Origin of the sequence: Desulfomonile tiedjei, assembly GCA_016212925.1 — a bacterium.
Lineage (GTDB): Bacteria > Desulfobacterota > Desulfomonilia > Desulfomonilales > Desulfomonilaceae > JACRDF01.
In genome coordinates, this window is record JACRDF010000011.1 from 42583 (window position 1) to 68173 (window position 25591).

The 25591-nt window shown below is 53.4% G+C and carries 20 protein-coding genes; 17 read left to right on the forward strand and 3 right to left on the reverse strand.

The genetic code is table 11. The annotated features are described in order from the left end of the window. Positions 1–18 precede the first annotated feature (18 nt). The 5 genes from HY913_06105 (at position 19) to pstB (ending at position 8173) form a co-directional block, all read left to right on the forward strand. On the forward strand, positions 19–1629 hold the full coding sequence (locus tag HY913_06105; protein ID MBI4962831.1) for a hypothetical protein: 1611 nt from the start codon (positions 19–21) through the stop codon (positions 1627–1629). Beyond that, positions 1619–2398 (forward strand): prepilin peptidase, encoded by a 780-nt coding sequence (locus HY913_06110; protein MBI4962832.1) that lies wholly within the window; start codon positions 1619–1621, stop codon positions 2396–2398. The genes HY913_06105 and HY913_06110 overlap by 11 nt, the downstream gene beginning before the upstream one ends. 462 nt (positions 2399–2860) lie before the next feature. Then, positions 2861–5452 (forward strand): ABC transporter permease subunit, encoded by a 2592-nt coding sequence (locus tag HY913_06115; GenBank protein MBI4962833.1) that lies wholly within the window; start codon positions 2861–2863, stop codon positions 5450–5452. A gap of 127 nt (positions 5453–5579) precedes the next feature. After that, on the forward strand, positions 5580–7349 hold the full coding sequence (gene pstA, locus HY913_06120; protein MBI4962834.1) for a phosphate ABC transporter permease PstA: 1770 nt from the start codon (positions 5580–5582) through the stop codon (positions 7347–7349). An 11-nt stretch (positions 7350–7360) separates the two neighbouring features. Then, positions 7361–8173 (forward strand): phosphate ABC transporter ATP-binding protein, encoded by an 813-nt coding sequence (gene pstB / locus HY913_06125; protein MBI4962835.1) that lies wholly within the window; start codon positions 7361–7363, stop codon positions 8171–8173. Positions 8174–8335: 162 nt separating this feature from the next. Here the strand turns inward: pstB and scpB are convergent, their stop codons facing one another. Next, the gene (gene scpB / locus HY913_06130; GenBank protein MBI4962836.1) at positions 8336–9115 is read right to left on the reverse strand and encodes a methylmalonyl-CoA decarboxylase; all 780 of its coding nucleotides are present in this window, start codon (positions 9113–9115) and stop codon (positions 8336–8338) included. A gap of 179 nt (positions 9116–9294) precedes the next feature. Then, entirely contained in the window at positions 9295–10086 is a 792-nt protein-coding gene (locus tag HY913_06135) for an ABC transporter permease (GenBank protein MBI4962837.1), read from the reverse strand. A gap of 346 nt (positions 10087–10432) precedes the next feature. Here HY913_06135 and HY913_06140 point away from each other — a divergent pair, with 346 nt between their 5' ends. From HY913_06140 to corA, 9 genes are all read left to right on the forward strand, one after another. Beyond that, positions 10433–10597 carry an OadG family protein gene (locus tag HY913_06140; GenBank protein MBI4962838.1) on the forward strand — a complete coding sequence of 55 codons (165 nt, stop codon included), beginning with the start codon at positions 10433–10435 and terminating at the stop codon, positions 10595–10597. Next, positions 10594–11745: a sodium ion-translocating decarboxylase subunit beta gene (locus HY913_06145; GenBank protein ID MBI4962839.1), complete on the forward strand. Its 1152-nt coding sequence runs from the start codon at positions 10594–10596 to the stop codon at positions 11743–11745. Before HY913_06140 ends, HY913_06145 begins: the two co-directional genes overlap by 4 nt. A 325-nt stretch (positions 11746–12070) precedes the next feature. Then, entirely contained in the window at positions 12071–13465 is a 1395-nt protein-coding gene (locus HY913_06150) for an ATPase (protein ID MBI4962840.1), read from the forward strand. Beyond that, the gene (locus HY913_06155) at positions 13462–14136 is read left to right on the forward strand and encodes a TrkA family potassium uptake protein (GenBank protein ID MBI4962841.1); all 675 of its coding nucleotides are present in this window, start codon (positions 13462–13464) and stop codon (positions 14134–14136) included. The genes HY913_06150 and HY913_06155 overlap by 4 nt, the downstream gene beginning before the upstream one ends. Positions 14137–14976: 840 nt before the next feature. Then, positions 14977–17133: a PAS domain S-box protein gene (locus HY913_06160; GenBank protein MBI4962842.1), complete on the forward strand. Its 2157-nt coding sequence runs from the start codon at positions 14977–14979 to the stop codon at positions 17131–17133. A 107-nt stretch (positions 17134–17240) separates the two neighbouring features. Further along, positions 17241–17660 (forward strand): arsenate reductase ArsC, encoded by a 420-nt coding sequence (locus HY913_06165; protein MBI4962843.1) that lies wholly within the window; start codon positions 17241–17243, stop codon positions 17658–17660. Between the two features lie 515 nt (positions 17661–18175). Next, complete coding sequence (locus tag HY913_06170; protein ID MBI4962844.1) at positions 18176–18718, forward strand: carboxymuconolactone decarboxylase family protein; 543 nt, start codon at positions 18176–18178, stop codon at positions 18716–18718. Between the two features lie 37 nt (positions 18719–18755). After that, positions 18756–20492, forward strand: a complete 1737-nt coding sequence (locus HY913_06175; GenBank protein MBI4962845.1) for a thiamine pyrophosphate-binding protein — start codon at positions 18756–18758, stop codon at positions 20490–20492. A gap of 119 nt (positions 20493–20611) precedes the next feature. Next, entirely contained in the window at positions 20612–21736 is a 1125-nt protein-coding gene (gene corA / locus HY913_06180; GenBank protein ID MBI4962846.1) for a magnesium/cobalt transporter CorA, read from the forward strand. Between the two features lie 52 nt (positions 21737–21788). On the opposite strand, the gene HY913_06185 is transcribed toward corA, so the two are convergent. Further along, positions 21789–22019 (reverse strand): LapA family protein, encoded by a 231-nt coding sequence (locus HY913_06185; protein MBI4962847.1) that lies wholly within the window; start codon positions 22017–22019, stop codon positions 21789–21791. 336 nt (positions 22020–22355) lie between these two features. On the opposite strand from HY913_06185, the gene HY913_06190 reads away from it, so the two are divergent. From HY913_06190 to HY913_06200, 3 genes are read left to right on the forward strand one after another with little or no spacing between them, the layout of a single operon-like run. Continuing rightward, the gene (locus HY913_06190; protein ID MBI4962848.1) at positions 22356–22865 is read left to right on the forward strand and encodes an ATP-dependent zinc protease; all 510 of its coding nucleotides are present in this window, start codon (positions 22356–22358) and stop codon (positions 22863–22865) included. Beyond that, positions 22858–24399, forward strand: coding sequence for a UUP1 family membrane protein (locus HY913_06195; GenBank protein ID MBI4962849.1), 1542 nt, complete (start codon positions 22858–22860; stop codon positions 24397–24399). Before HY913_06190 ends, HY913_06195 begins: the two co-directional genes overlap by 8 nt. Continuing rightward, entirely contained in the window at positions 24396–25343 is a 948-nt protein-coding gene (locus tag HY913_06200; GenBank protein ID MBI4962850.1) for an alpha-L-glutamate ligase-like protein, read from the forward strand. Before HY913_06195 ends, HY913_06200 begins: the two co-directional genes overlap by 4 nt. Positions 25344–25591: the final 248 nt, after the last annotated feature.

Genomic DNA, 25591 nt, shown 5'->3' on the forward strand with positions numbered 1-25591 from the left:
CAGACTGGAAGGCGATTCTTGAGCCCGGAGCATCTCCCGGCAGCTCTGTTCACCGCGGCCATTCTTTCACGTCGTAAAGAGTTGGACGCGCGTGTCAGATCACTAATCATATCTCGTGTGCCTAATTTCGACATTCACTGTAACAGCGAAGCCTTGGAGGGTCTAGCCTGCGCGTTCCAAGGAGCGGGGGTCCCCCAATCCCCGCGTGCTTTCACGACGAGCACTTTGCGGGATGCGAGGGCGACGGCCATCAAATGGCTAAACAGCGGAGTGTTTGTGGTGGCTCGCGACGGGCTTAATCCCCCGGGGTCCGCACTACACCAAGTGCCTCCGGTGTTCTTCGCGAAGGGAGACCGGACGTTGCTCGACCTCACCGCGTGCGCTGTCCTCAACTCTCGGAAGTCTCGCAAGGTTTCCCCGCAGGATCACTGGGTCAATGCGACCAAGGAGCTGGTCAGATCAGCGATGGAGCCTGGCAAGGCTGTTGTGTCGAGTTACGGAAGCCTATCCTATTCCCTGGTTAGTTGCTTTGCAAAAGGTTTTCCCGTGATTTTGGCTTGCGACGATGTCCTGCCGGTCATGGACTCGCCAACGAAAGCCGAGCAATTCCTCTCAGCCTACGGCGACCTTTTCCATCCGGCGCTGACGCTCTTCATTTCATCATTTCCACCCGGCCGCGTTCCGCCTCACGTGAGCAGGCTTGGGGAGCGTGATCAGGTTGTCGCGGCCTTAAGCTCGGTCCTCTTGGTCGGGGAAGTCAGACCTGGAGGCAACATGGCGGCAATATTGGAGATTGCTCGCAGGCGTAAGATCAAAGTTGTGCGGCTCCAACCGGAAGGCGTCTCTTCTCACAACGAACATGAGACCCAAAACATCGTCAGGAGTCGGGGAGGCCCGAAAAATACACTTCAGCCGTCAGGTCGCGAGGGTGATGGGTCAAAAGAGCCCCGATGGCCTGTTTTGGAAGAATTAAACGACAAGAAGCATTACCTGATTCACTATACGCGTTCATGTCCGGGGCCGTGGCCCGGCCAGACCGTTGCCGAGTATTGCCGCTCCCTGATAGACGCCGCAGCGGGAGCCTGTCACACGGCTTTTGACACACTTCAGCGTATGCTTGAGGAAAAATTAATACGGGGGAGCCACAAATTGACGCGAGGCTCGTGCCCTGTCGTGTCGCTTACGGAATGTCCTCCAGGTGAGCTTTCTACGATCGTGCAATGGAGACGTGGTTTGATTCGTTGGAATTTCGAGCCGTACGGAATCGCTGTCCGAAAGGACGCGTTGATCAAGTTAGGTGCGGGGCGCGTCATTTATGGCACGGAAGCAACCCTGCGCGAACTGCCGAAAGACCGGCAGTATTTCTTCCAGATACAAAAATCAGGCGACAAGGATTGGCGGGAGGAAAAGGAATGGAGGCTTCCGGGCAACCTCTCGCTAACCTCTATCGGACATGAGGATTTGGTGGTGGTCGTGCCTGATCCGCAGGAAGCGATAATAATCCAAAATAGGTTCGGTTACCGCGCGGTCTCACGGGAAATCGGAGATGCCGGGGTTTCCCAGGCCGAGGAGGTTGACGGCCGCCACAAGGCTTTTGGCTCCGAACACAGGACTTCACATGGAGTTTGACGTAGATCTTTTCAGGGCGGTGGCGATCTTTATGTTTGGAGCCGCGATAGGCAGTTTCTTGAATGTGGTTATTGTACGGCTCCCGGAAAGAAAGTCGATCGTTTACCCCCCTTCAAATTGCCCTGACTGCGGCCATCCCATTAGACCTTACGATAACATACCGGTGGTCAGCTTCCTTTTCCTTCGCGGGCGGTGCCGTGATTGCGGGGCCCGAATTTCTTGGAGATATCCTTTAGTAGAGTTATTGACAGCCTGTCTGGGCCTGGCCCTTTACATGAAGCTGGACCTGACAGCAGAATTAGGGGTTTTCTTTGTATTTTGCACCGCGATGATGGCCGTCTTCTGGATTGACCTGGACCACATGATCATCCCGGACGTAATATCTCTAAGCGGAATTGTTCTTGGGATTGCTGCGGCCACCGCGGGTTACGTTCCCGGCGTGGACTGGAGGTTCTCGCTCCTCGGGGCAGGCCTGGGAGGAGTCGCTTTGTATGTGCCGGCACTGATTTATGAAAGGCTTCGGGGAATAGAAGGGCTGGGCGGAGGGGATGTGAAGCTGTTGATCATGATTGGTGCCTTCACCGGTCCGTATGGCGTGATCTTCGTGATGTTTTCCGCTTCACTGATGGGCTCGATCGGAGCCCTCATATCCATGTGGACCAGGCGAATTGATTCCACGACCCCCATCCCCTTCGGACCGTTCCTGACTGCGGCAGCCGTATTCTATGTGTTTTTCGGAAATGAGATAATTGACCGTTTCTTCGGATAAATTTGGCCGATTTAGCCATAGACAGGCCTTTGGTGGGTCTCACAATCTTCTATTGCTGTCCTAACAATTCTCTAACATAAATGGCCCATCGTTCTGTTGTGATGCATATATAGATACCCTACGTTGATACGCATCGAAGTAGCATGTCTGGGAGCCGCTTCCTTCTCCGACACCGATGTCCCGCGCCGGCAGGATTTTTAGGGAGCCATGTCCGCGTCGGGCCTGTCTCAATTTCCGGGCGTCACCGCATAGCCTTATGAACGAGAGTATTGAACATTTCTTAGCCGGAGAGGTCAGAAAAACTTCATGAAAGACAGCTTCCATGTCTTGTCCGGGACTTGGGCAGACGGACTTTTGGCCAAAACAGCGATCAAGTGAGAAGGGCCTTTGAGGACACCAGGGACGTTCTCGTTTTGAACGCAGATCCGTATTATCGCAACTATTGAGGAAAGTCGTCAACTTATGGCGAATACAGCAGGAGCAGGACCAAAGCAGACCCGCCGCTGGGTGTTAATTGTAGACCGCATCGCCGACCGCACGATAACCATCGGCGGAGTCCTGGTAATTGCCGCGGTTCTTTTAATGATGGTTTTTCTTGTGTATGAGGTAACGCCTTTGTTTAGAGGTGGCTCCCTGGAATCCGCCTCGAACTACGCTTTTGAAGGAAAGCCTAAAGAGACTCTTGGCTTGAGCATGGACGATTACCGGACCGTTGCCGTTGGAATAACCAGAGATGGAACCATACTTGCCTGGCACGCACGGACCGGTACTGCCCTCAAAGCCCCGAGCTTCGATTTTGGAGGCAAGACCGTTACGGCCTTTGCGCAGACCCTCGACACTACAAACGCGGCCTTCGGGTTTTCCGACGGCAGCGTCCGATTCGGGAGAATTATTTTCAAGAACGATCTGTTGCCCGCGGATCCGGCGCCACCTGACCTCAAGCCATTGGATTCCCAAGACAGTACTGACGGCTCGGCTGTGTTTTCAGTGATCCCTGGAAAACAGATTCGCAAGATCTCCGTGGAAGTGCAACTGGATGAGCAGGTAGTTGTCTCGGAAACCGGCAGTCCCATAGTGGCGCTGAACTATCGCTTGACCGACTTTGGCGAAAGGCCCAAGAGGACCTTCGTAGCTCTTGACAGCCAAGGGGTGGCAAGCTTGAACATCGCCGAATCCAAGCTGAACCTCTTTACCAGGAAGGTGAAGACTGACGTTACAAAGACGATTCTTCCCGCGCTGCCGGCCGGCGCGGTTGTGTCGCAGATTTCGGTCACTGAAGCGGGAGACCAGGTTTATTTTGCAGAGAAAAGTGGCAGAATTTACAGATTCGCCACAAGGGACCTGAATCACCCTGAATTGGTGGACACTCAGGATGTGCTGCCAACAGGCGTGGGTTTGACCGCTTTGGGTTTCCTCGTCGGCGACGTCTCTTTGGTTGTAGGCGGATCGGACGGGTCGCTCAGCATATATTTTCTATTGGAGAAGAAAGGCGCCTCCTCTTCCGATGGGCTTTCTCTTGTTCAGACCCGCAAACTCGAGCCACAAATTGCGGCTGTCACTGGATTCGCAGCGGAAGCACGTGGAAAAACCTTCGCCACAGCGGACGCTCGCGGAGGCGTGTGGGTCCGCCACGGCACGAGCCAAAGGACTCTGCTTCGACTTACCGCTCAGCAGGGCGTGGCGCCACATGGGCTAGTTCTCGCGCCGCGACTGAATGGCCTGCTGCTTTTGGGCCAAGGGGGGCAAGTTAATTTCTGGGACATTGACATACCTCATCCGGAAGTCTCCCTGCACACTCTTTTCGGGAAAGTCTGGTATGAGGGTTACCCGCAACCAACCTATACCTGGCAATCGTCCGCAGCAACGGACGCGTTCGAGCCTAAGTTGTCGCTCGTTCCGTTAATTTTCGGCACATTGAAAGGCACGTTCTATTCGCTGCTGTTTGCCGTCCCCGTTGCCTTGTTGGCGGCAATTTACACCTCGGAGTTCCTTCCACAGAGCGCACGCGGGAAAGTCAAACCCGTTATGGAGGTCATGGCGTCCATTCCATCGGTTGTTCTTGGATTTGTGGCCGCGCTTGTGCTCGCTCCATTCGTGGAGAACTGGATCGGCTCGGTAATGCTGGTGTTCGCTATTGTGCCCCTATCACTTGTGCTGGCGGCCTATTTGTGGCAACTCCTGCCCCCATCCTTGGCCTTGCGCTTGCATGGATTGACGAAATTCCTCTTGATGTTCGTTGTTGTGGGGGCAGCGCTGTGGTTGGCTTATCAGGCAGGTCCCCTATTCGAGAAGGTATTCTTCAACGGCAATTTTCAGGCGTGGCTCAATCGCGACACGGGACGTCCTGCGCCGTTCCTCTTTATTCTCATTTTGCCGTTAATGGCAGTGGCCGTGAGTCTCGCCGCGTCGCGGGTTTTTGGTCAGCGCTTCAGCCTCTATCTCCGCAATTTTCCCCCGCTTTATTCGGCGATCCTGGACCTGCTACGGTGGATGGCCCTGGCCGCGGTAATTGGAGGCCTTTCCTACATTTTGGCTCTCTTTTTGGAAGCGATGGGTGTGGACCCTCGAGGAGAGGTGGTTTCAACGTACGTTCAACGGAATACGTTCATCGTAGGCTTTGCCATGGGATTTGCGGTCATCCCGATAATTTACACACTGGCCGAAGACGCGCTCAACGCAGTTCCGGATCACCTGCGGGCGGCAAGCCTGGGATGTGGCGCAACCCCTTGGCAGACCGCAATGTGGATCATATTGCCCACGGCAATGAGCGGTGTTTTTTCCGCGATTATGATTGGAATGGGACGTGCGGTGGGCGAAACCATGATAGTCGTGATGTCCGCCGGGAACACGCCTCTGATAGACCTTAATATTTTCAATGGACTACGGGCCCTCTCTGCAAATATTGCCGTGGAACTTCCTGAAGCGCCTAAAGATGGCACCTTGTACCGGGTGCTCTTTTTGACGGGGTTGGTTCTGTTTGGGATGACCTTCGTCATCAACACTGTGGCGGAATTGGTGCGCTTGAGGTTCCGCAAACGCGCGATGCAGCTATGAGGGCATGAGGGCAACCTTGCCACTGAGGCCACACAAGGAATTCGGAATGAAGGATGGTGCGGATGGAGCTTCGGCAGCCGCTGCAGAGCCATTGGACGAAACACCAAGGACGCTTGAATCAGGCATCATGATAGACGCTACGAAACGGCCTGTCGCGGAGAAGCCAGGCCCCGACGGAGCGGAAGAGGTGGCTGATCGGGGGCCTATTGTGCCTCGAAGGTCCCTGGTCTGGGATTTCAAGGCCAGAGGCGAGCCCTTTCTATGGGGTTTCGGAGGCGCGCTGGTCGTCGGCATCTTGATGATAGTCGCATTTCTGATCCTCATCTTGTACAACGGCATACTGACCTTCTATCCGCAATCTATTGAAGTGGCTACGCTTCGCGACGGCACCACGATCGCTGGAGAATTATCGCGCTCTGAGATGTACAGGCCTGGGCCGGAGTTGATCGCAACACTCTCGGAAGCGGCTCGAAAGGAGATCGAGGTCAACAAAGGGCTTATTCGTAGATTTCTCTACAAGACAGGCAATTTCGATCTATATAATCAGGATTTCCGCTGGGTATCCGCGTATGAAATAGACAAGGTCACTCGGCCGTCCGACATGTTTTTCTTTGAGCGGATTGAATGGGGGCCATTTATAGGCACCATCCGGCAGCTTGACCTTAACGGAACCGTTTTAGACGTGAATTCCCTTTCCCTGGCCAAACTCCAAGCGGAACAAGAGGCTGCGGCCCATCGCCGGAAACGCATCCACGATATTGAACGAAATGAAATCGCCGCGGTGAACTATTACCTGGAACAGGGCCGGTTGAAGCTCAGAAAGGTCGAACTGGCCCACGGCCAAAAGAGCCCTGAATATCAACAGGCGGAGTCAAAGTTCAAGCAAGAGTCCGAAAAACTCGACGCCCAGTATCGGGACCTTTCATCGGAAGCTGCAAGCATCAAAGAAAAGGACGCGAAGTACACCATTTCCCTGGCAGACGTGAGCGGAAAAGAAAAGACATTCAAATTGTCTGATATCGTCCGTGTATATCAGGCCAACACCTTGACTTTCCAGCAAAAGGCCGGAGTGTATCTATCGCGCTGGTGGGAATTCCTTAGCCAAGAGCCGCGTGAAGCAAACACCGAAGGCGGAGTGATGCCGGCCATTTTCGGGACTTTCTGCATGACGGTTCTCATGGCTCTATCCGTTTCCCCTTTCGGAGTCATAGCAGCGCTGTACTTGAGGGAGTATGCCAAACAGGGACGGTTGGTTTCTCTCGTCCGAATATGTGTGAACAACCTGGCGGGCGTGCCTTCTATTGTGTACGGGGTCTTCGGTCTTGGGTTCTTCGCCTACGTGCTGGGAGGGAGCCTGGATCAACTCTTTTTTCCCGAACGTCTCCCCACACCGACTTACGGCACCGGAGGCCTAATGTGGGCTTCCCTGACCCTCGCCCTCTTGACCGTCCCGGTAGTCATCGTGGCCACCGAAGAGGCACTTGCCGCTGTGCCTCAATCTATGCGCGAAGGGTCCTTGGCCTGTGGCGCTTCCAAATGGCAGACCATAAAATATATCGTGCTCCCGAGGGCCATGCCCGGAATCATGACCGGGTTGATCCTGGCCATGGCACGAGGCGCGGGCGAGGTAGCGCCCCTGATGCTTGTGGGCGTGGTCAAGATGGCTCCGGAATTACCGATTGATCAAATCTTCCCCTATATACACCTGGAACGGAGTTTCATGCACCTAGGATTTCATATTTACGACGTGGGATTTCAATCGAGGAATTCCGAGGCGGCCAGACCCATGGTGTACACGACAACGCTCTTGCTGATCAGTTTGGTGTTCGCCATGAACGCCGCGTCGATAATGATTCGCAATCGCCTGAAACGCAAGTTTTCCATAGGACAGTTTTAGGAGGAATCCTGATGCCCATCAGGGAAGATAATTCCAACGGCACGGTCTATCACGTTAAGGAAGGTCCTCACGGGCGCGTGCTCTCCATTGAGCAATTCGATCTCTGGTACGGTCAACAGCAGGCCCTTTTCGATACGAACATGACCGTTGAGAAAGGTCTGGTTACGGCTCTCATCGGACCTTCCGGCTGCGGGAAGTCAACTCTCCTGAGGGCGATCAATCGAATGAACGATCTGATAGACGGCCTGCACACCAAGGGAAAGATTCTCCTGGACGGGACCGACATCTACAGTCCTGCCGTTGACGTAATAGGCTTGCGCAAGTCCATGGGGATGGTGTTTCAGAAACCGAACCCGTTCCCAATGTCAATAGCTGACAACGTTATCTATCCGCTGAGAGTAGATGGGGTCCGGGACAAGCGAGTCCTCCAGGAAACCGCTGTAACCGCCCTTCAATCAGCCGCACTTTGGGACGAGGTTAAAGACCGCCTTCATGAGAATGCTCTGGGATTATCCGGCGGACAGCAGCAGCGGCTCTGTATTGCTCGGGCAATCGCCGGGGAACCTGACGTGCTCCTGATGGATGAACCATGCTCGGCTTTGGACCCCGTTGCCACAGGAAAGATCGAGGACTTGATCGATGAGTTGCGCGGCCGCTACACCATCGTAATAGTGACCCACAATATGCAGCAAGCTGCGCGGGTCTCTGACAATACCGCCTTCATGTATTTGGGCAGGCTCATCGAATACGGCGAGACTTCGAGAATATTCACAAATCCTAAGGTCGAAAAGACAATGGAGTACGTAACAGGCCGCTTCGGCTAATACTTAGTGATTCTCAAAGGTTTTTTCCGAATGGAGTCGCACTGCGGGACAAGCCAGTCCCGCGTTGGCGGGACACCCACAAATTAATGCGTGATTACTGCTTTCGAGAACTGCTATATCTCGCGAAACTATCCGTGCCTGGCCCTCCTGTGGGGAGCAATTTCATTTTCCTTGAAAAACCGCCGGCCGTCTTTCAAAGAACGCCCCTATTCCTTCCTTGTAGTCATGGCTGTCGTATACCTGACGTCGCATGCTCTGCACCCTTTCGAAAGTCTCAGGGCTGAGGTTATGAGAAGTTGACAGCAATCGAATTTCTTCTTTGAGAAGACTAATGACGAGGGGTGAGTTCCGGCAAATCTGCTCGGCTATGCTCCGGGCAACAGACTCCAGTTGCTCGACGGGAACTGCACGGTTCACGACCTCCGCGTCGACCAAACGTTTTACCGGAAAGGGCTCCGCGGTAAACAGCATCTCTTTGCAGAGCGGCGTGCCTCCGGTGACAATTAGGTTCTGGACACCTGAAATGTTGTAGGGAACCCCGAGTTTCGCGGGAGTAATGGCAAAGGTAGAATCTTCCGCAGCGATGATGATGTCACAACTCATAACGAGTTCACAGGCCCCACCCCACACACTCCCTTCGATCATGGCAATTACCGGTGCAGGAAAATGCTCCATGGTCCTCACGGCAAGTCTAAGCGGGTCGGTGTACGTCAACGGGTCCCTGCCGTCCAGCGGCAACTCGTTCACATCGTGTCCGGCCGAGAAAACCTTTGACCCGGCAGGCGCCCTGAGAATGACCACGCGGACCCCCTGTTTCTTCATGTCTTCTAGAGCGCAACAGAGGTCGTCGATCAGTTCCTTACTCAGGGAATTGTGTTTCTTAGGGTTGTTGAGAGTAATAGTGCCTATGCCGTTTGAAAGATTTGTTTCGACCAATCCCATATCCGATCCTCCTTGTTATTCCATGTGCACGGATTCCGATGACCGCCCTGTCCCTCTGCATTCCTCAAGTTCGACCTTCACAAAGATATTCCCGGGGTCTTCTTGGGTATCAAGTTTAGTGCGCTCAAGGGATCAGTGGATTCCGCTGCTCATGCTAAATTGCGACCAAAGGTCTTGTGTCATATAATGTCTGCGAAGACCCTCTTGCTCTTCATGAACCACACATACCCCAGCTGCATCAACACCAGCGAAACGATTGTCACCGCGAACCACCAACCCCATTCAATGGGTTGGCCCCATATCAGGGTGCGTCGCGCATCCTCAAGAATAGTGGTGAGCGGGTTTAGCCTGAGAAGCGCTCGAAACATCCCGGGTGCCGCAGACAGCGGATAGATTACGGGCGATGCGAAGAAAAGCAATTGAAGCAATATCACGATGGCTTGCCCCACGTCCCTGACAAAGACTCCCAGAGAGGCCAGGAACCACGCCACGCCCAGGCTCAGCGCACACAGCGGCAACAGAACCAGGGGGAACATGTAAATGGTCGACGATATCTCGGGGGAGAGGATGAGCAGCGTGGGAATCAGGATGGCCAGGCCGAAGCCGGCATTGACGATGCTTGCCAACAATATGGCGACAGGCAGGATCTCCAGCGGAAAAACGACTTTTTTCACCAGGCTTGGGTTCTCATAAATCGCTGACGGGGCTTTGGAAGCGCATACCGAGAAAACGTTGTATATGATTATTCCGCAGAAGAGTGCCAGGGCGAACTGGCCTGTTCCGGCTTCCGCGGCCGGCCCGAACCTGGCCTTGAGGATGACGCCGAACACCACGGTATACACAGCCAGTGTCAGCAACGGATTCAGCAATGACCAAAATAATCCTAAGTACGTGCCCTTATAACGTCCGACCACTTCTCTCCAAGCAAACTGCCTGATCATGTCTCGATAGGAGAAGAGGTCGTGAAACATCTTCAGCGGATTAATAAACTCCGCAGCAGAAGGGGCAATACCGGTAATTCTTGTCGTCCGCGTCACTGATCGCACCTCGTCAAACTAAGTTGCACTCGCAAACCTCGCTGATTGAATGTAGGGATGCTTCGCCGGTTTGCCGACATGATACTAGATTTTCAGCATTTGCCGGTCAAGGCTTTTGGCTCTTTCCGGCGACTGGTTTCAAAAGGCCGGGACTTGGGTAAGGACGTTCGCCATAGCGAACCATCTGCATTAAAAAAGACAATTGAAAAATACTTCTGGCCTGCTATTATCGCGATCTGTTTTTTGTGCAAAACCATTCTATGTCTATCAGGGAGAACTCATGGACAAATGGGTCTTCGGCATAAGTGTTACGGTAGTGGGTATGGGGGGGACGCTCCTCACTCTTTGGTTTCTTAGCTTGTGCATAATGCTCCTGAAGAAAGCCTTTCCACCGGTGCCGGAATCGCCTTCAGCCGGGAATTCCCAAGGAGGAGGGGCAAAATGATTGAGAGCATTCTTATTGCGCTTTCCGGTCTGGGTGAGGGATTTGCCTACCTGGCCACTGCTAAGGGGCTCCCTAACATAATCATGATGATAATCGGAGGCGTTCTGCTTTATCTGGCGATAAAGAAAGACGTCGAGCCTCTCTTGCTTGTCCCTATCGGGTTCGGCTGCCTCCTGGTAAATATTCCCTTGGGCGATTTGATGGAGCAAGGGGGTATCTTAAAGTTCTTCTATGACACAGGAATCATCACCGAATTATTTCCCCTGCTGATCTTCGTGGGGATCGGAGCCATGACGGATTTTAGCCCGTTGCTGGAGAATCCGAAGATCCTGCTACTAGGTGCGGCTGGACAGTTTGGGATTTTTATGACCCTGCTTCTTGCGTTGGCACTGGGATTTTCTCAAGCCGAAGCCGTGTGCATAGGGATCATAGGCGCATGCGACGGTCCGACCGCGATTTATGTCACCACTCAATACGCACCACACCTTTTGGCCGCGGTTTCCGTCGCGGCCTATTCCTATATGTCGCTGGTACCCATTATTCAGCCGCCTATTATGAGGTTACTTACAACGCAGCGGGAAAGAACCATTCATATGAAAATGGTGCAAGGAACCATTTCCAAGAACACCCGGATTCTGTTTCCCATTCTTGTGACCGTTGTAACAGGCTTGATCGCCCCCAAGGGTCTTCCGCTTATGGGCATGATTATGCTGGGGAACTTTCTCAAAGAGAGTGGAGTGGTCACCCGCTTGACCAACGCGTCTGAAAACGAGATTGCAAACGTGGTCACGCTGTTTCTGGGTCTTGCCATCGGCGGAACCATGGAGGGCCATGCATTCCTGAAGGTGGCGACGCTCAAAATCTTCGGATTGGGCCTTCTGGCCATCTGTCTCGACACTGTGGCGGGCGTAATGTTCGGGAAGCTCATGTGCTTCCTCTCGGGCGGAAAAATCAATCCCCTCATAGGTGCAGCAGGTATTTCGGCATACCCGATGGCCGCCCGAGTGGTGCAGAACCAGGGGCGACTGTATGACAAGAAAAACTACCTGCTTATGCATGCCATGGGGGCCAACACCGGCGGCCAGATAGGATCGGTCATGGCAGCGGCGATAATGCTGTCTATTCTCAAGGGCATGGGACTGGTATAGCCTCTCCTTGAAATGCAGCACATTGCCGCGCGTGCAACCAAATGAAAATGGGAGTTCTCGTAATCCTTAGCGTGGCCCTTTGAGGCATCTGTTTTGTTCTGCCGAGAAAACCCGCCCTCCTGACCTCATATTTGGGCGGTGGAGCTGGACTCAAAGGGACAAAAAGGTCCGCCGATCCTATCCCAAAATACTCCGACCGACCGACTGATCATCTTTGCCAAGCCTGGACCGGTCCATCGCTCGCTTCGCGATCCCAAATCCAATTGCCGTAGAGAAAAACCTGATATATGGTATTTCGTCCCGTAGGGATTATGCGAAGGAAGATATGAAGCAACCTACATTTGCCACCATAGAAGTCTACATAAAACAGGGCGCCGCGCGGGTCCTAACGTCGCCTGAGAGCATGCTGCTGGGAAGCTTTGCAGGCGCCATATTGCTGGGCGCTTTAGTCCTTTGGCTACCATGGTCTCATAACAAGGCCGAAGAAATGAGATTTGTGGATGCGCTTTTCACAGCCACTTCCGCGGTGTGTGTCACTGGCCTAGCCGTCCTGGATACAGGGAAGGACTTCACTCTTTTTGGACAAACCGTAATACTTGCCCTTATACAGATCGGCGGTCTAGGAATAATGACCCTTGCGGCTCTGGCTTTCATTCTTGCCGGTCAACGCCTACCATTGAGATCCCAGGCTGTAGTGAGCGAGTCATTTTTTCAACAAGACCTTGCCACCGAATTCCGCTCCACTTTCAGGACCATACTCGCGATTACGTTCCTGATGGAAGCAGCTGGAGCGTCGCTCCTATTTGCGTTGTTTCTCGGTCGCATGGAAGCCCCGAATGCGGCATTCTCTGCAGTATTTCACGCCATTTCGGCTTTCTGCAACGCTGGGTTTTCTCTTTTTACGATGAATCTTGTGGAAGTTCGTGGGTCGGCGGGCAGCATACTGGTTATCATGATCCTCATAGTGTCGGGCGGCCTGGGCTATATGGTGCTCCACGAGATATGGACCAATGCACGTGTGATTATGAAGGCTAGGTCCTTCTCTGCGGCTACACGATTTTCCTTTCACGCTCGGGTCGTGCTCATTGTAACAGCTCTTCTGCTTTTCTGGGGCGGGGTTGGCATCCTCTTTTGTGGTTTGGGTGAGGACCTTCACTGGACAGACAAGTTGCTGCATGCCCTATTTCAATCCGTTACCGCCAGGACAGCAGGATTCAATACGGTGGATGTTGGACGTATGCCCTCGGCATCATTGTTTATCCTGGTTATGCTCATGTTTATCGGTGGGTCACCGGCCTCCTGCGCTGGAGGAGTAAAAACTACCGGATTCGCTATATGGCTTGCGCGCCTCAAAGCGAGCGTCCGCGGTAGAAAAGAAGTTCGCTTGCTCGACCGCCAAATACCTCAGGACGTCCTCAACAGAGTGGACTTCCTGTTGGCGCTGGCGGTATTTTGGAATGTGATAGGGATTCTGATCATGCTGTCCACCCAGACTCATCTCCGGGTATCGGCGCTGGACCTCATCTTTGAGCAGGTTTCCGCGTTCGGAACAGTGGGACTTTCGACCGGTGTGACGCCTGAATTGTCGATTACAGGAAAGCTATGGATCTGCGCGACAATGTTTGTCGGCAGAACTGGACCGTTGACGGTGGCGCTGTGGATGTTTTCTAGAGATATCATTAAGATAAGCTACCCCAAAGGAAAGGTGATGATAGGATGAAGGGCCACCGGAAACTCATCTGTGTCGTAGGGCTCGGGCAGTTCGGGAATGCATTGGCTCGCGCTCTGGCAGTCGAATGCGACGTCTTGGCCTTGGATACCAGCGAGGAACGAGTCAACGCGATAGCCGACGATGTGCAGCGCGCTCTTGTAGCCGACGCTAGGGAGTTCTCTGTTCTCAGGCAAGTGGTAAATTCCGAATTCGATGAGGCGGTTGTGAGCCTTGGAGAGAGCGTGGAGGCCAGCATATTGTGCACCCTCCACCTGAAACGTCTCGGCCTGAAAAGCATCCGGGCCAAAGCGGTCAGTGAGGATCATGCCACGATTTTGCACGCCATCGGGGCCAATGAAACTATTTTCCCCGAGCGAGAAACAGCGCGACGAGTTGCAGCACAGATCAAAAATCCGAATCTGTTGGATTTCATACCTCTAGCGGAAGACTTCGAAGTCATGAACGTTGCACCGCCTGACTCGTTTTACGGACGGACTCTTCAGGACCTGAACGTACGCGAAAAATTCGGAGTCTTCGTCATTGCTGTTAAGGAACTGGTACCGGAACGTTTCGTATTTCTTCCTGGCCCCGATTTCGTAATTAAACCTAGTGATATTCTAGTACTTATCGGCCGAGAGGCGGATCTGTTCAAATTGCGCCGTGACTCCGAGAGAGGTTGACAAACTGCCCAAGGCCAGTGCCAAACTGTGTGCGCCTTACAGGGATCAGGCAATATCATTACGGCAAAGACCGGAATCAAGAAAAGGTTGCACGGCTGGCCAAGCCGGCAGGGGCACCCCCACGTTAAGGCGTGATTGCTTTCGAGAACTGCTGGACAGGTAGTTGAATACGAGTTGGCACACCGGCGGATCACCGTACGTTTCGGCTGGCCCTTGTCTTCCTGGCTGGACCGAATTTCCATAGGCGTGATGGTATTCAATTGAATGAGGCTCCCGCGGCAGTTCCCCCATTTCAATTTCCTCATCAGTTACCCCGGGAAGCCCTATCAGGCCCAGCCATAGCGGGAGATCCATCGGAGAAGTTGTGCCTTGACAAGACTTCAGTGGGGGGATAAGAATGGTTGTGAAGCCAGGCTTCACCTGGAAGGGGTTTTAATTGATATCTTAGAAGCCGGCAACCCGGTCACATGTGTTTCTATCGTGGGGGCAAGCCGACCAAATGCGGCGCGCTCAACTCCTGGTAAGACCAGCAGTCCGCCGGGAGAGCGAGTCTTTCGTCTTTGGAAGCGGTGTGCTGCAAAAAGGGCCGGATGCTTAATTGACGCGATCCGAGGATCGAGACGCTGGATTTGATTAATACGGCTCGGGTAAATCATGCCCGGCCGTGGCGGGGCCAACCCGATTGCGGGACTGAAACGATTATGGGGGGATAGCCGCTGCCTAATATGAATTAAGGATGGAGACGATTGCATGCAGGGGGACCGATCCATGCACTAACCGTGCGTTGCCCGGATTTCCCACATAAGTCGTAGTTCACGGAGCCAACCGGGAAGTGAACAAATGACCGAGCCAAGTGTTCCACCACTGGAAGTTGAAAGCGACCAGCAGGCAGAGGGTCTAGGTACGGAAACCATTGACCTTACGGGCCTGTTGAGCCGAAACATCACACTAACAGGAAGTTTCGATCTTAGGGGGGTTCAGGCCCGAGCCTTGACCAAGTTGTTGGACAGTCTCCCCATGGCAGCTCTATTGGTGGACCATGCCTGCGCGGTAGCCTTTGCCAACGAATTCTGGGACAAGACTATTGAAGACTCCGACAGAGTCCAGGGCCGGCCTCTGAGAAATTTTTTCCCCAACCCCGCCCAGGCGCAGCAAGTTCAAGACTTGATGGAGATAACATTCGCGGACAGGAAACCGCGCACCAGGAAACTGGCCCTGAACACGCGGCTTGGGCAACGATGGGGGCGCATGCACCTGCGTTCGCTTAGGGTGGGCTCCAGACGCTACATTCTGGTCCTTTATCAGGATCTTACCCCTGAGAAGGAGCAAATCACCCTGCAAAAAAAATTCGCGGAAGAGTTGCAGAAGGCTCACGATGAACTGGAAGAATATGTAGAGACTCGAACTATAGAGCTGAGAGTGGCAAACAGACAGTTGCTCGAAGAAATGGCCGGACGGCAATTGTCGGATAAAGCGCTTCGAGAATCGGAAGCCAATTACAGGGCGATCTTCGATGCGGCAAATGACGCTATTTTCGTGCACGATGCGGGAACCTTCGAGATTCTCGATGTAAACAAAAAAATGTCCGAGATCTACGGGTACGCCCCGGAAGAGGCAAGCCGACTGACTTGGCAAGATCTGACTTCCGATGAACCGCTTTGGACTCAAAAAGACGCGTCCCAATTCATGAGGCGGGCCGCTCAAGGCGAACCCCAGCTTTTTGAGTGGATGGCCAAAGACAAGAGAGGGCGCTCTTTTTGGGTCGAAGTTAACCTTAAACGCGCTGCCATAGGCGGCGGTGATCGTTTGCTCGCGGTGGTCAGGGACATTACCGAACGCAAGCTATTGGAGGACCAGCTTCGGCATGCCCAGAAGATGGAGGCTGTGGGACGTTTGGCAGGTGGGGTCGCCCATGATTTCAACAACACTTTGACCGCTGTCATGGGTCACTCGAATTTGCTGCTCCAGCAAATGCCATCCGACTCATCCCACCGCAAGAGAGTCGAGCAAATACTTCAAGGGGCCGAAAGAGCGGCACGGCTCACGCGGCAACTGTTGGCCTTTAGTCGCAAACAGGTGCTTGACGTGAAGGTGGTAGACCTAAACCAGGTAATCGCCGAAACGTACGGGGTCTTGACGAAGCTTCTGGGGCCTCACATTCCTTTGATTACCATCCTCGATTCGGAACTGGCGAAAGTGCGGGCCGACCGGGATCAGATCGAGCAGATTCTGATGAATCTTGCGTCTAACGCACGAGATGCGATGCCGGACGGAGGGGACTTGATAATCGAAACCTCCAATGTAGCCCTTGACGAGAGTTACGCTCGGATTTACCCGGACGTCACGCCGGGATCTTATGTGATGATAGCTGTGAGCGATACGGGACACGGGATGTATTCGGAGACTGTTTCAAGGATTTTCGAGCCTTTTTTCACAACCAAAGACCAGGGGACGGGCAGCGGTCTTGGGCTGTCCATGGTCTATGGTATAGTCAAGCAGCATCGGGGCCACGTGGCAGTCCGAAGCGAGCCCGGACTCGGCACGACCCTAAAGCTTTATTGGCCTGTGCTGGAAGAGGAGATACAGGCTCGGCCCGAGGACAGCGAAGTCTTCACCCAATATGGAGGCAGCGAGACAATATTGCTGGTCGAGGACGAACCCTCTGTCCTGGAGATGACTTGTGAAATCCTTCAGATGCTTGGCTACAATGTGCTGGAAGCCGGCGATCCGGAAGACGCCACAAAGTCGTTTGAGCAATATAACAGGCCGATTCACCTATTGCTCACAGATGTAGTCATGCCAAAGGTTAACGGCAGTGTTCTCTACAGCCGCCTGACCCAGCAAAATCCGGAATTGAAAGTACTTTACGTTTCAGGATACACGGAGAACGCTATTGTCCGCCATGGAGTCTTGAAACCCGGGGTTAATTTCCTGCAAAAGCCTTTCACGGCTTTGACCCTCGCGCGCAAGGTGCGGGAGGTCCTGGACGCTTCCTGAGAATTGCCCCTCGTTAAAAGTCCCATTGCACGATGAAGCCCCTGCTCAGGTGTTCCCTGCGCTTGGTTGCCTTGACCGTTAACTGCAAAGGAGGATGGAAGTTCGCGATGGACAAACCAAGAGTATTATTTCTCTGCACGCATAATTCCGCGAGGAGCCAGATGGCTGAAGCCTTCCTGAGAAAGTACGCGGGAGACCGGTTTGAGGCTTACAGCGCGGGACTTGAGCCCACGGAAATACATCCTCTTGTCAAACAGGTGATGCACGAGATCGGATTTGACTTGAGTGGACATCAGACCAAAGATCTGAAACAGTACCTCGGAACTACTCATTTCGGGTTTCTTATAACCGTGTGTGCGAGAGCGGAATCGGAATGCCCGGTCTTCCCGGGAGCGAGCATCAGACTGTATTGGCCTATTGAGGACCCGGCGGAGTTTCGGGGAACTGAACAAGAAAAATTGAATAAATTCCGAGAAATTAGAGATCAGATAGATGCCCGCATCAAATCATGGCTCAAGGATATCTGATCTCGCCGGAGAACTGAGACGCTCTGAAATCAAAGGTCCAGCTAATTGAACGCTGATTCAACGGATCTCCCCAATCCACATGCCACGGGAGTAATGAAAAGATACCAGGTGCCACAGTTCTTGACCTTTTGCACAGCTCTGGTTCTGAGAGAACCGGTGGGGGCCAGAGCCTGCCCCGGACCGCGATCCGGGATCCCTGTCACGCCAGGGGCGTGATTGACTTGTAACCGAAAACTGTGCCGGCACGGAGGCCGCGACGTACCGAATTCCAAGAGGTGCTTCTCATAATCGAATATTATTTCTGACAACTGCTATAGCATGTCTCGAAAGTAAGCACGGGTTCGTTTGTGGGTGTCCCGCCAACGCGGGACTGGCTTGTCCAGCAGTGCTTCCTGCGCCAACACTGCTGGACAAGCCAGCAGTGGCACCCAAGACACGATCCAAATTCATTGGTTTCCAAGTGCAAACCGTCAAGACTTTTGAGAATCACCATATAACGCTCGTGGAGAATTGTCATGACGCGACTGGAACGGCCGACAAAGACGAGCCTCTCTGCCGACGCACAGAGGATTTGGGACAAGATCGTAGGGCCAAGAGGAGACGTGCGGGGACCGTATGCCGTTCTCATGCACACCCCGGACTTGGCCGAGAAAGTGGCGGACCTGGGAGAGCTTCTGCGATTTCGGGGAAACCTGCCAGGCAAAGAGCGGGAACTGGCAATACTGACGACTGCACGGTTCTTGGGCGCCGCGTTCGAGTGGGTCATGCATGAGCCGTTCGCGCGAAAAGAAGGGCTCTCCAGTGAAACCATCGAGATTATTCGTTCCCAAGCATCTCCGGGATTGCTCAACCCGAGGGAAAGACTCATAGTGGAAGTCGCGCAGTCGCTGTGCAGTTCTCGCTCTATCCCAAACGATTTGTACCAGCGAGCAAGCGAGGAATTGGGGAAAGCATATCTCGTGGAATTAGTCACTCTGGTAGGCTTTTACGGGATGATAGGCTGTCTTCTCTTGAGCTTCCAGTGCGATCTGCCTGAAGGGGCCAGTGAACCATTTTGACGGGATCAGGCAGCCCACGGAGTGCAAGGAGGTTGTAATGATAGCTACTCAGTACATCTTGCGTGCCATTGCAGCTGAGGGGATCACGCATGTGTTCATGGTCCCTGGAGGCCTTATTGATCCCTTCTATCCGGAACTGGGAGATCCTAACGCGATACGGCCCATCGTTGCGGCGCACGAGGGTGGTGCTGCTTACATGGCCGACGGCTATGCCAGGGCTTCCGGGCGTCTCGGAGTCTGTTTTGCCATTGGGGGGCCGGGTGTCACAAATACCGTCACTGCTATGGCAACGGCGCTTTCCGACCGGTCGGCGGTCCTGCTGATAAGCGGAGAAGTCCCCACGAATTGGGAGGGAAGAGGCGGATTTCAGGACGCGAGCGCTTCCGGACTCAACGACATCGAAACATTGAGATCTGTCACAGCCTATTCCATGGAGGTTGAGGACGCAGGTCTGCTGGATCATCACCTGCGCAGCGCACTGGCCAGTACGCTGGCTCCCCGGAGTGCGCCGGCCCATCTCAGTATCCCCAGAAACATCCAAACAGCAGATATCAGCACGCAGTACAATCCGGTCTTTCCCACCTTGTACCGGCACTCTTATCTGGACGAAGAAGCTTTCGCGGGGTTCTGGGATCTCCTTGTCCCAGGGGGAAAATTCGAGGAATGTGCCACTAGAGTGGCTATTCTTGCAGGTCAGGGCGTCGAGGCGTCTCAATGCAGCAAGGATTTGCAAAAGTTCGCGGAACAGTTCCACATTCCTGTGGCAACGACGCTCCGGGCAAAAGGCGTGCTCCCGGAGGATCATCCGCTTTCGTTTGGAGTATTCGGATACGCGGGTACCCGCCACGCAACCGAACTGTTACTCGGGCCGGTGGACATCCTGTTGGTCTTGGGTTCCGGACTCAATCAGCGCGACACGATGTATTGGAATGAAGCCATGAGGCCGACTCGCGGGATTGTCCAGGTAGATGTGGACGCCGCGGCCATAGCCAAAAACTACCCTGTGGATGTGGCCGCTGTCGGAGACTGCGGTAAGGCGATACAATCACTCATTAACGCAGGCAATGATCTGCTTCGGTGGCTCGATGCCGGCAAAACGGATCGGCAGAAATGGATGGAGACAGTTCGCGCTTCAGGCCCCCTGCTCTACGATGAGGAGAACTGTTCCAGCGACAAGGTGCCTATTCATCCGGCTCGGGTGATAACTGCACTTCGAGACGTAATGCCTCGCGATACGGTAGCTCTAGTGGATTCCGGGGCGCATCGGGCCTTTGCCGGCCATTACTGGAAAGCGTACGCTCCAAAACATTATATCTCAGCGACAAATTTGGGCCCCATGGGCTGGGCAATTCCCGCGGGCATCGGCGCCAAATTGGCAAGGCCCGAACTGCCTTGCGTCGTGATAACCGGCGACGGCTGCATGCTCATGCACGGGATGGAAATCCAGACAGCCGCGCGATTTAATGTCCCGGTTATTTGGGTCGTTGTGAACAATGGAGCCCTCGGGAACGTCTACCTTCGCGCGAAGAAACAGGGTCCGGGACCAGCCGCGCTGACATCTCTTCCCATTCATGATTGGGCGGGATTCGCCCGTTCGCTGGGAGCGGAAGGCGTCACCGTGGAAGCGCCTGAAGCCCTGGATTCTGCTTTCAAGGCCGCATTGGAGGCAGAGCGGCCGTTCGTGGTTGACGTACGGTGCGGCAAGGATTACCCGACTCCTGTGACTCCCTGGTCTCTCGCGGCACAGGAATGGATGGACAACCATCATTACTGATTTCATCCCTTTTTTGTAAGAATGACCCGGAAACGATGCGGAATTTAGCTGATAAGAATGCTATTTCAGGATAACCTGGGCCGACAAGAAGACAACGCCGACGCCGGCGAGGGGGCTTAATGAGCCGACAGAGGAGTCAAGGTAACGCCAGAGTTTACGGACCAGGCTTGGGGAGCCGTTTTCGAGCCGCAACCAAAAAACGAGCACGGAAATCAGGCCTGCCTCCGGGCACTGTGGTCCACGTTGGGAAGGAACGAACGGAAAAAGTTCGGATTTCCGTTATTGACTACGACGAAGCAAACGCGGTTGAGTCAGAGGTAACAAATATCAATGAGCTTCACACCTTCCTCGACAAACCGACTGTCACATGGATAAACATCGACGGCGTTCACGATCTGAAAGTTATTGAAAATATCGGCCATCTCTTCAATCTGCATCCATTGATCATGGAGGACATAGCAAATACAACCCAGCGCCCAAAGGCGGAGGACCTCGAAGATTACCTCTTCATCGTTTTCCGGGTGCTCGAATTCGATGAAGGGAAGGGAGAGATAAACTCCGAGCAGATCAGCCTGATTCTGGGATCGAACTATCTCATCAGTTTTCAAGAAAATCGAGAGGACCTCTTCGATCCCATTCGTGAACGAATCAGAGCCTCCAAAGGACGGATAAGAAAAGGTGGGCCGGACTACCTGGCATACGCCCTGCTGGACAGCGTGGTAGACAATTATTTTGTTTTGCTGGAGAAGCTGGGCGAAAAGCTGGAATTTCTGGAAGAAGAACTCGTCAAAGCCCCTGCGCCGGACACCCTCCAAACAATTCACAAATTGAAGACCTACATGATCTTTATGCGAAAATCGGTGTGGCCTCTGCGAGAGGTGATCAACCGGTTGCTGGATGGGGAATCGCCTCTAATCAAGAGCCTTACGATGCCGTATCTCAGAGACGTTTACGATCACACCATTCACGTTATTGACACAATGGAAACTTCCCGTGACATAATTTCCGGTATGTTGGATATTTATCTGTCCAGTATAAGCTACCGGCTCAACGAGATTATGAAAGTCCTTACCATCATTGCCACCCTGTTCATTCCCCTGACCTTTCTGGTCGGCTGGTACGGGATGAACTTCAAGTCCATGCCGGAATATGAGTGGCGTTACGGCTATGCGTGGGTCATTTCCATAGCGCTTTGTATGGTCTTTGCGATGCTGGTCTATTTCAAGCGGAAGCGCTGGTGGTAAATGGTTGTCCTCCGAGGGTGGGCCTTCCAGCCCCCATCGCAGGCCATTAGAACTACTCGGCTTTGTGAATGCTTGCGGATGCTTCGCCGTGCCGTCCGCCGGAGAATCTGGCGAACAGGTAACCTATTATGAAGCCTATCATGCCTGTTATTGTCATAAGAATTATTCGAGACATGGATGCTTCCCAAAAGAGGAGTTTCACGGTCACGATTTCGGTGTTTTGAGCAAGAATAATCAGATAGACACCAATTGCTACCAAGGCCGCGATTACTTTCTTGTTCATGGCAATGCCTCCTTGATCGAATTCAAGTGCGAAAAATACCAGTGGGAACAGGGTCGCCGCGTAATTGTCAGACACCGGCATACGGCGGCCACGCGACTGCCCAAGGGGATTGACGTTCCGAATGGGCAGCGTTAAACCTATTGAAGGCATAATGTTATCAAAGACGGACAGCCCTGACAACGTTTCCGGTCGTTAATCAATTATGACCGGTTATGCAAAAACGGAGATTAGTCGCGCCCCCAAAAATCATGAAACGTCAAATCACACCTTGATCGGGGCAATTGACAAAGGTCCCGACCAGATATATACCGAACGCTCTTACACGTCGGAGGAAGCATGAAAGGCTTTTGTTTATTGTTTTGCATGGTCCTTATATTCGGGTTTGTCAAAACTGTGGATGCAGAGTCTAAACAAGTAATGGGATTTATTGAAAACGCCCTAGTCTATCCGGGAGAGATTAAGATTCCTGCTAAGCTGGATACCGGTGCGGACAATTCGTCTTTGAACGTGAAGGTTTTGACGGAGTTTGCTCGTGACGGAGAAACATGGGTGCGGTTTCAGGTGACCGACTCTGATGGAAAGACCTTCAATCTCGAACGAAAATTGATCCGCTTAGCCAAAATCAAGCGGAACGGCGCGCCCAGACAAAAGCGTCCCGTGGTCCTGATGGGCGTCTGTGTGGGAAATTTTTACAAGGAAGCGGAAGTCAACCTGGTCGATCGAAGCCGCTTCAAGTACCAACTCCTCATTGGGCGCAGCTTTATGAAGGGCGGAATAGTGGTGGACCCTGCACTGGAGCACACCGTCCAACCCCAGTGCCCACAAGAGAAGCTGAGTCTTGAATAAACTCCACTTGTATATATTGGTGGTGGTTCTTGCCATTACCGGGCTGGGGCTTTTCTTTTACAAAGCCTTTTTCCTGAACTTTCCCCTTGCCCCGCGAACGACCGTTCAGGTTTGGAACGTGGAAGCCCGGGTCAGTTTCGTTGCCGAGGGCAATCCGGTCAAGGCTTCAATGTTTATCCCCGGCAACACTCGGCGGTACGCGATTGTCGACGAGCATTTTATCTCGAGTGGCTATGGTCTTGTGGCCACTACGGAAGAGACCAACAGGCGCGTGACCTGGTCCATCAGAAAGGCCGCGGGTAAACAAAATCTGTACTATCAAGCGGTGGTGAGGCCTGTGCGGGCCCCGGCGCCAAAAGGGGAAGCCGAGTCGCCGGAACTGGAAGTGCCTAAATTCAAAGGACCTGGCGAAGAGGCGGTCAAATCGCTCGTCGAGGACATCAAGGCCAAATCCGCGGACACTCCCACGACGGTCGCGGAATTGATAAAGAGGCTCAACAACCCAAATCCTGACGACAATGTAAGGATATTGCTGGGCCCCAAGCCGAGTTTGTTCCGAAAAGTCGACCAGGCGGCGCGTATACTACGCTACGCAGGCATACCGGTCAGGGTCGTGCAAGGGGTCCGGTTGCAGCCGGAAAAGTATGATTTCTCAAAAAAAACCCCTCTGTTGCACTGGCTGGAAGTCTACCACAACAAACAGTGGGTATCTTTCGACCCGCTTAGAGGAAAATCGCCAGTTCCGAGCGATTGGCTGCGGTGGTGGCAAGGGTCTCAGAGCCTCGTACAACTCGAGGGTGCATCGAAGCTAAACGTGGTGCTGTCAATCAGCCCGAAACTGGAAGAAGGGGTGACCGCGGCGGTTCAACGGGGGGAAATCTCCAAACCGCTCCTGCTGAAGTTTTCTCTCTTCAGCCTGCCAGTGAACACACAGGCCGTATACCGAGTCATGTTGCTGGTACCCGTGGGGGCCTTCATTCTCGTGATTCTGCGAAATATTGTCGGCATCAGGACCTTCGGGACCTTTATGCCGGTGCTTATAGCTCTCTCCTTTAGAGAGACGGGATTACTGTCGGGAATCGTCCTATTCAGCCTGCTTACCGGAATCGGTTTGGGCATACGTTTCTACCTGGAACGACTTAAACTGCTTGTGGTGCCGCGCATGGCCGCGGTGCTGATCGTCGTGGTGGGCCTCATGGCAATCTTCAGCATTGTCATGAACACCCTGGGCATTCATAGGGGCCTGTCTGTGGCTTTGTTTCCCATGGTCATCATGACCATGACTATAGAAAGAATGTCCATCTTGTGGGAAGAGCGAGGTTCCAGTGAGGCCCTTATCGCGGGCGCAGGAAGTTTGGTGACTGCGGCACTGGCCTTTCTGGTGATGAACATAAAACATGTCGAACACTTGGTGTTCGTTTTCCCGGAACTCCTTCTTGTATTGCTGGCAGCCATCCTGCTCCTGGGGCGATACTCCGGATATAGACTTCTGGATCTGCACAGATTCAAGGCTTTGGCCAAGGAGCAGACATGATATTTGCTTTGGCCCGCAAACTGAAGAAGAAGGGTGTGCTGGCAATAAACAAACGCAATGCGGACTTTGTCCTGAAGTACAACCCCCGCCGCCTGTATCCGCTGGTGGATGACAAGCTGCTTACCAAGCGGCTTGCTCAAGAAAACGGGATAGGTGTGCCGGAACTCTACGCGGTAGTGGAAGTGGAAGGTCAGGTCCGCCATCTGCCGGACGCTCTTGAGGGGCACCCCGATTTTGTTGTCAAACCGGCTCATGGAAGTGGTGGAGAAGGAATTCTCGTCATAGCCGGCCGGATGCATGACAAGTTTCGTAAATCCGACGGCCTAATAATTAATTACGACGAATTGAATCATCATATTTTCAACATCCTCAGCGGATTGTACAGTCTGGGCGGCCAGCCCGACAGGGCCATCATTGAATATCGAGTGGAATTCGACCCGATATTCGAAGCCATCAGCTACCTGGGAGTTCCTGACGTTCGGATCATCGTATTTCTTGGCGTCCCTGTCATGTCCATGGTCAGGCTGCCGACACGGATGTCCGACGGCAAGGCGAACCTGCATCAGGGGGCATTGGGCGCGGGGATCGACATCGCCAATGGAAAGACGCTCAGCGCAGTCTGGGGCAATGAAATAGTGTCCGAACACCCCGACACGGGCAGGTCCGTCAACGGGGTGGCTATTCCACACTGGGACGACCTGCTTGGGCTTGCAGCACGTTGTTACGACCTAACAGGGCTGGGATACCAGGGGGTCGATATTGTCCTGGACCGCAACAAAGGCCCGCTGATCCTTGAACTCAATGCGCGACCCGGTTTGAATATTCAAATCGCCAATAACTCGGGCCTGCTCCCTAGGCTTGAACTGGTAGAACAGCACCACGCAGACCTGACCAGTATTGGCCGGCGGATTGAATTCGCCAAGAACCACTTTGCAGCTGCCTAGAGCACAGCCCCTTGTATCGCACAGGGTCACTATAGAGAACTCAGGGAACGGTTCAAATAATCCTTCTCTGCCATTTGCGCGACCAATTGGCCTTCTACAACCTTCCCGTGTACGTGAAAAGACACTCGCCTGAAAAAATTACTACCGTTAACCGGAGAAATCGTACATATTTTTATACGGTCAAGCCGACCTACACCAATTTGCGACTATGAAGGCGCCATCAAAAGCATTGGGGAAGCCGCCTTGTC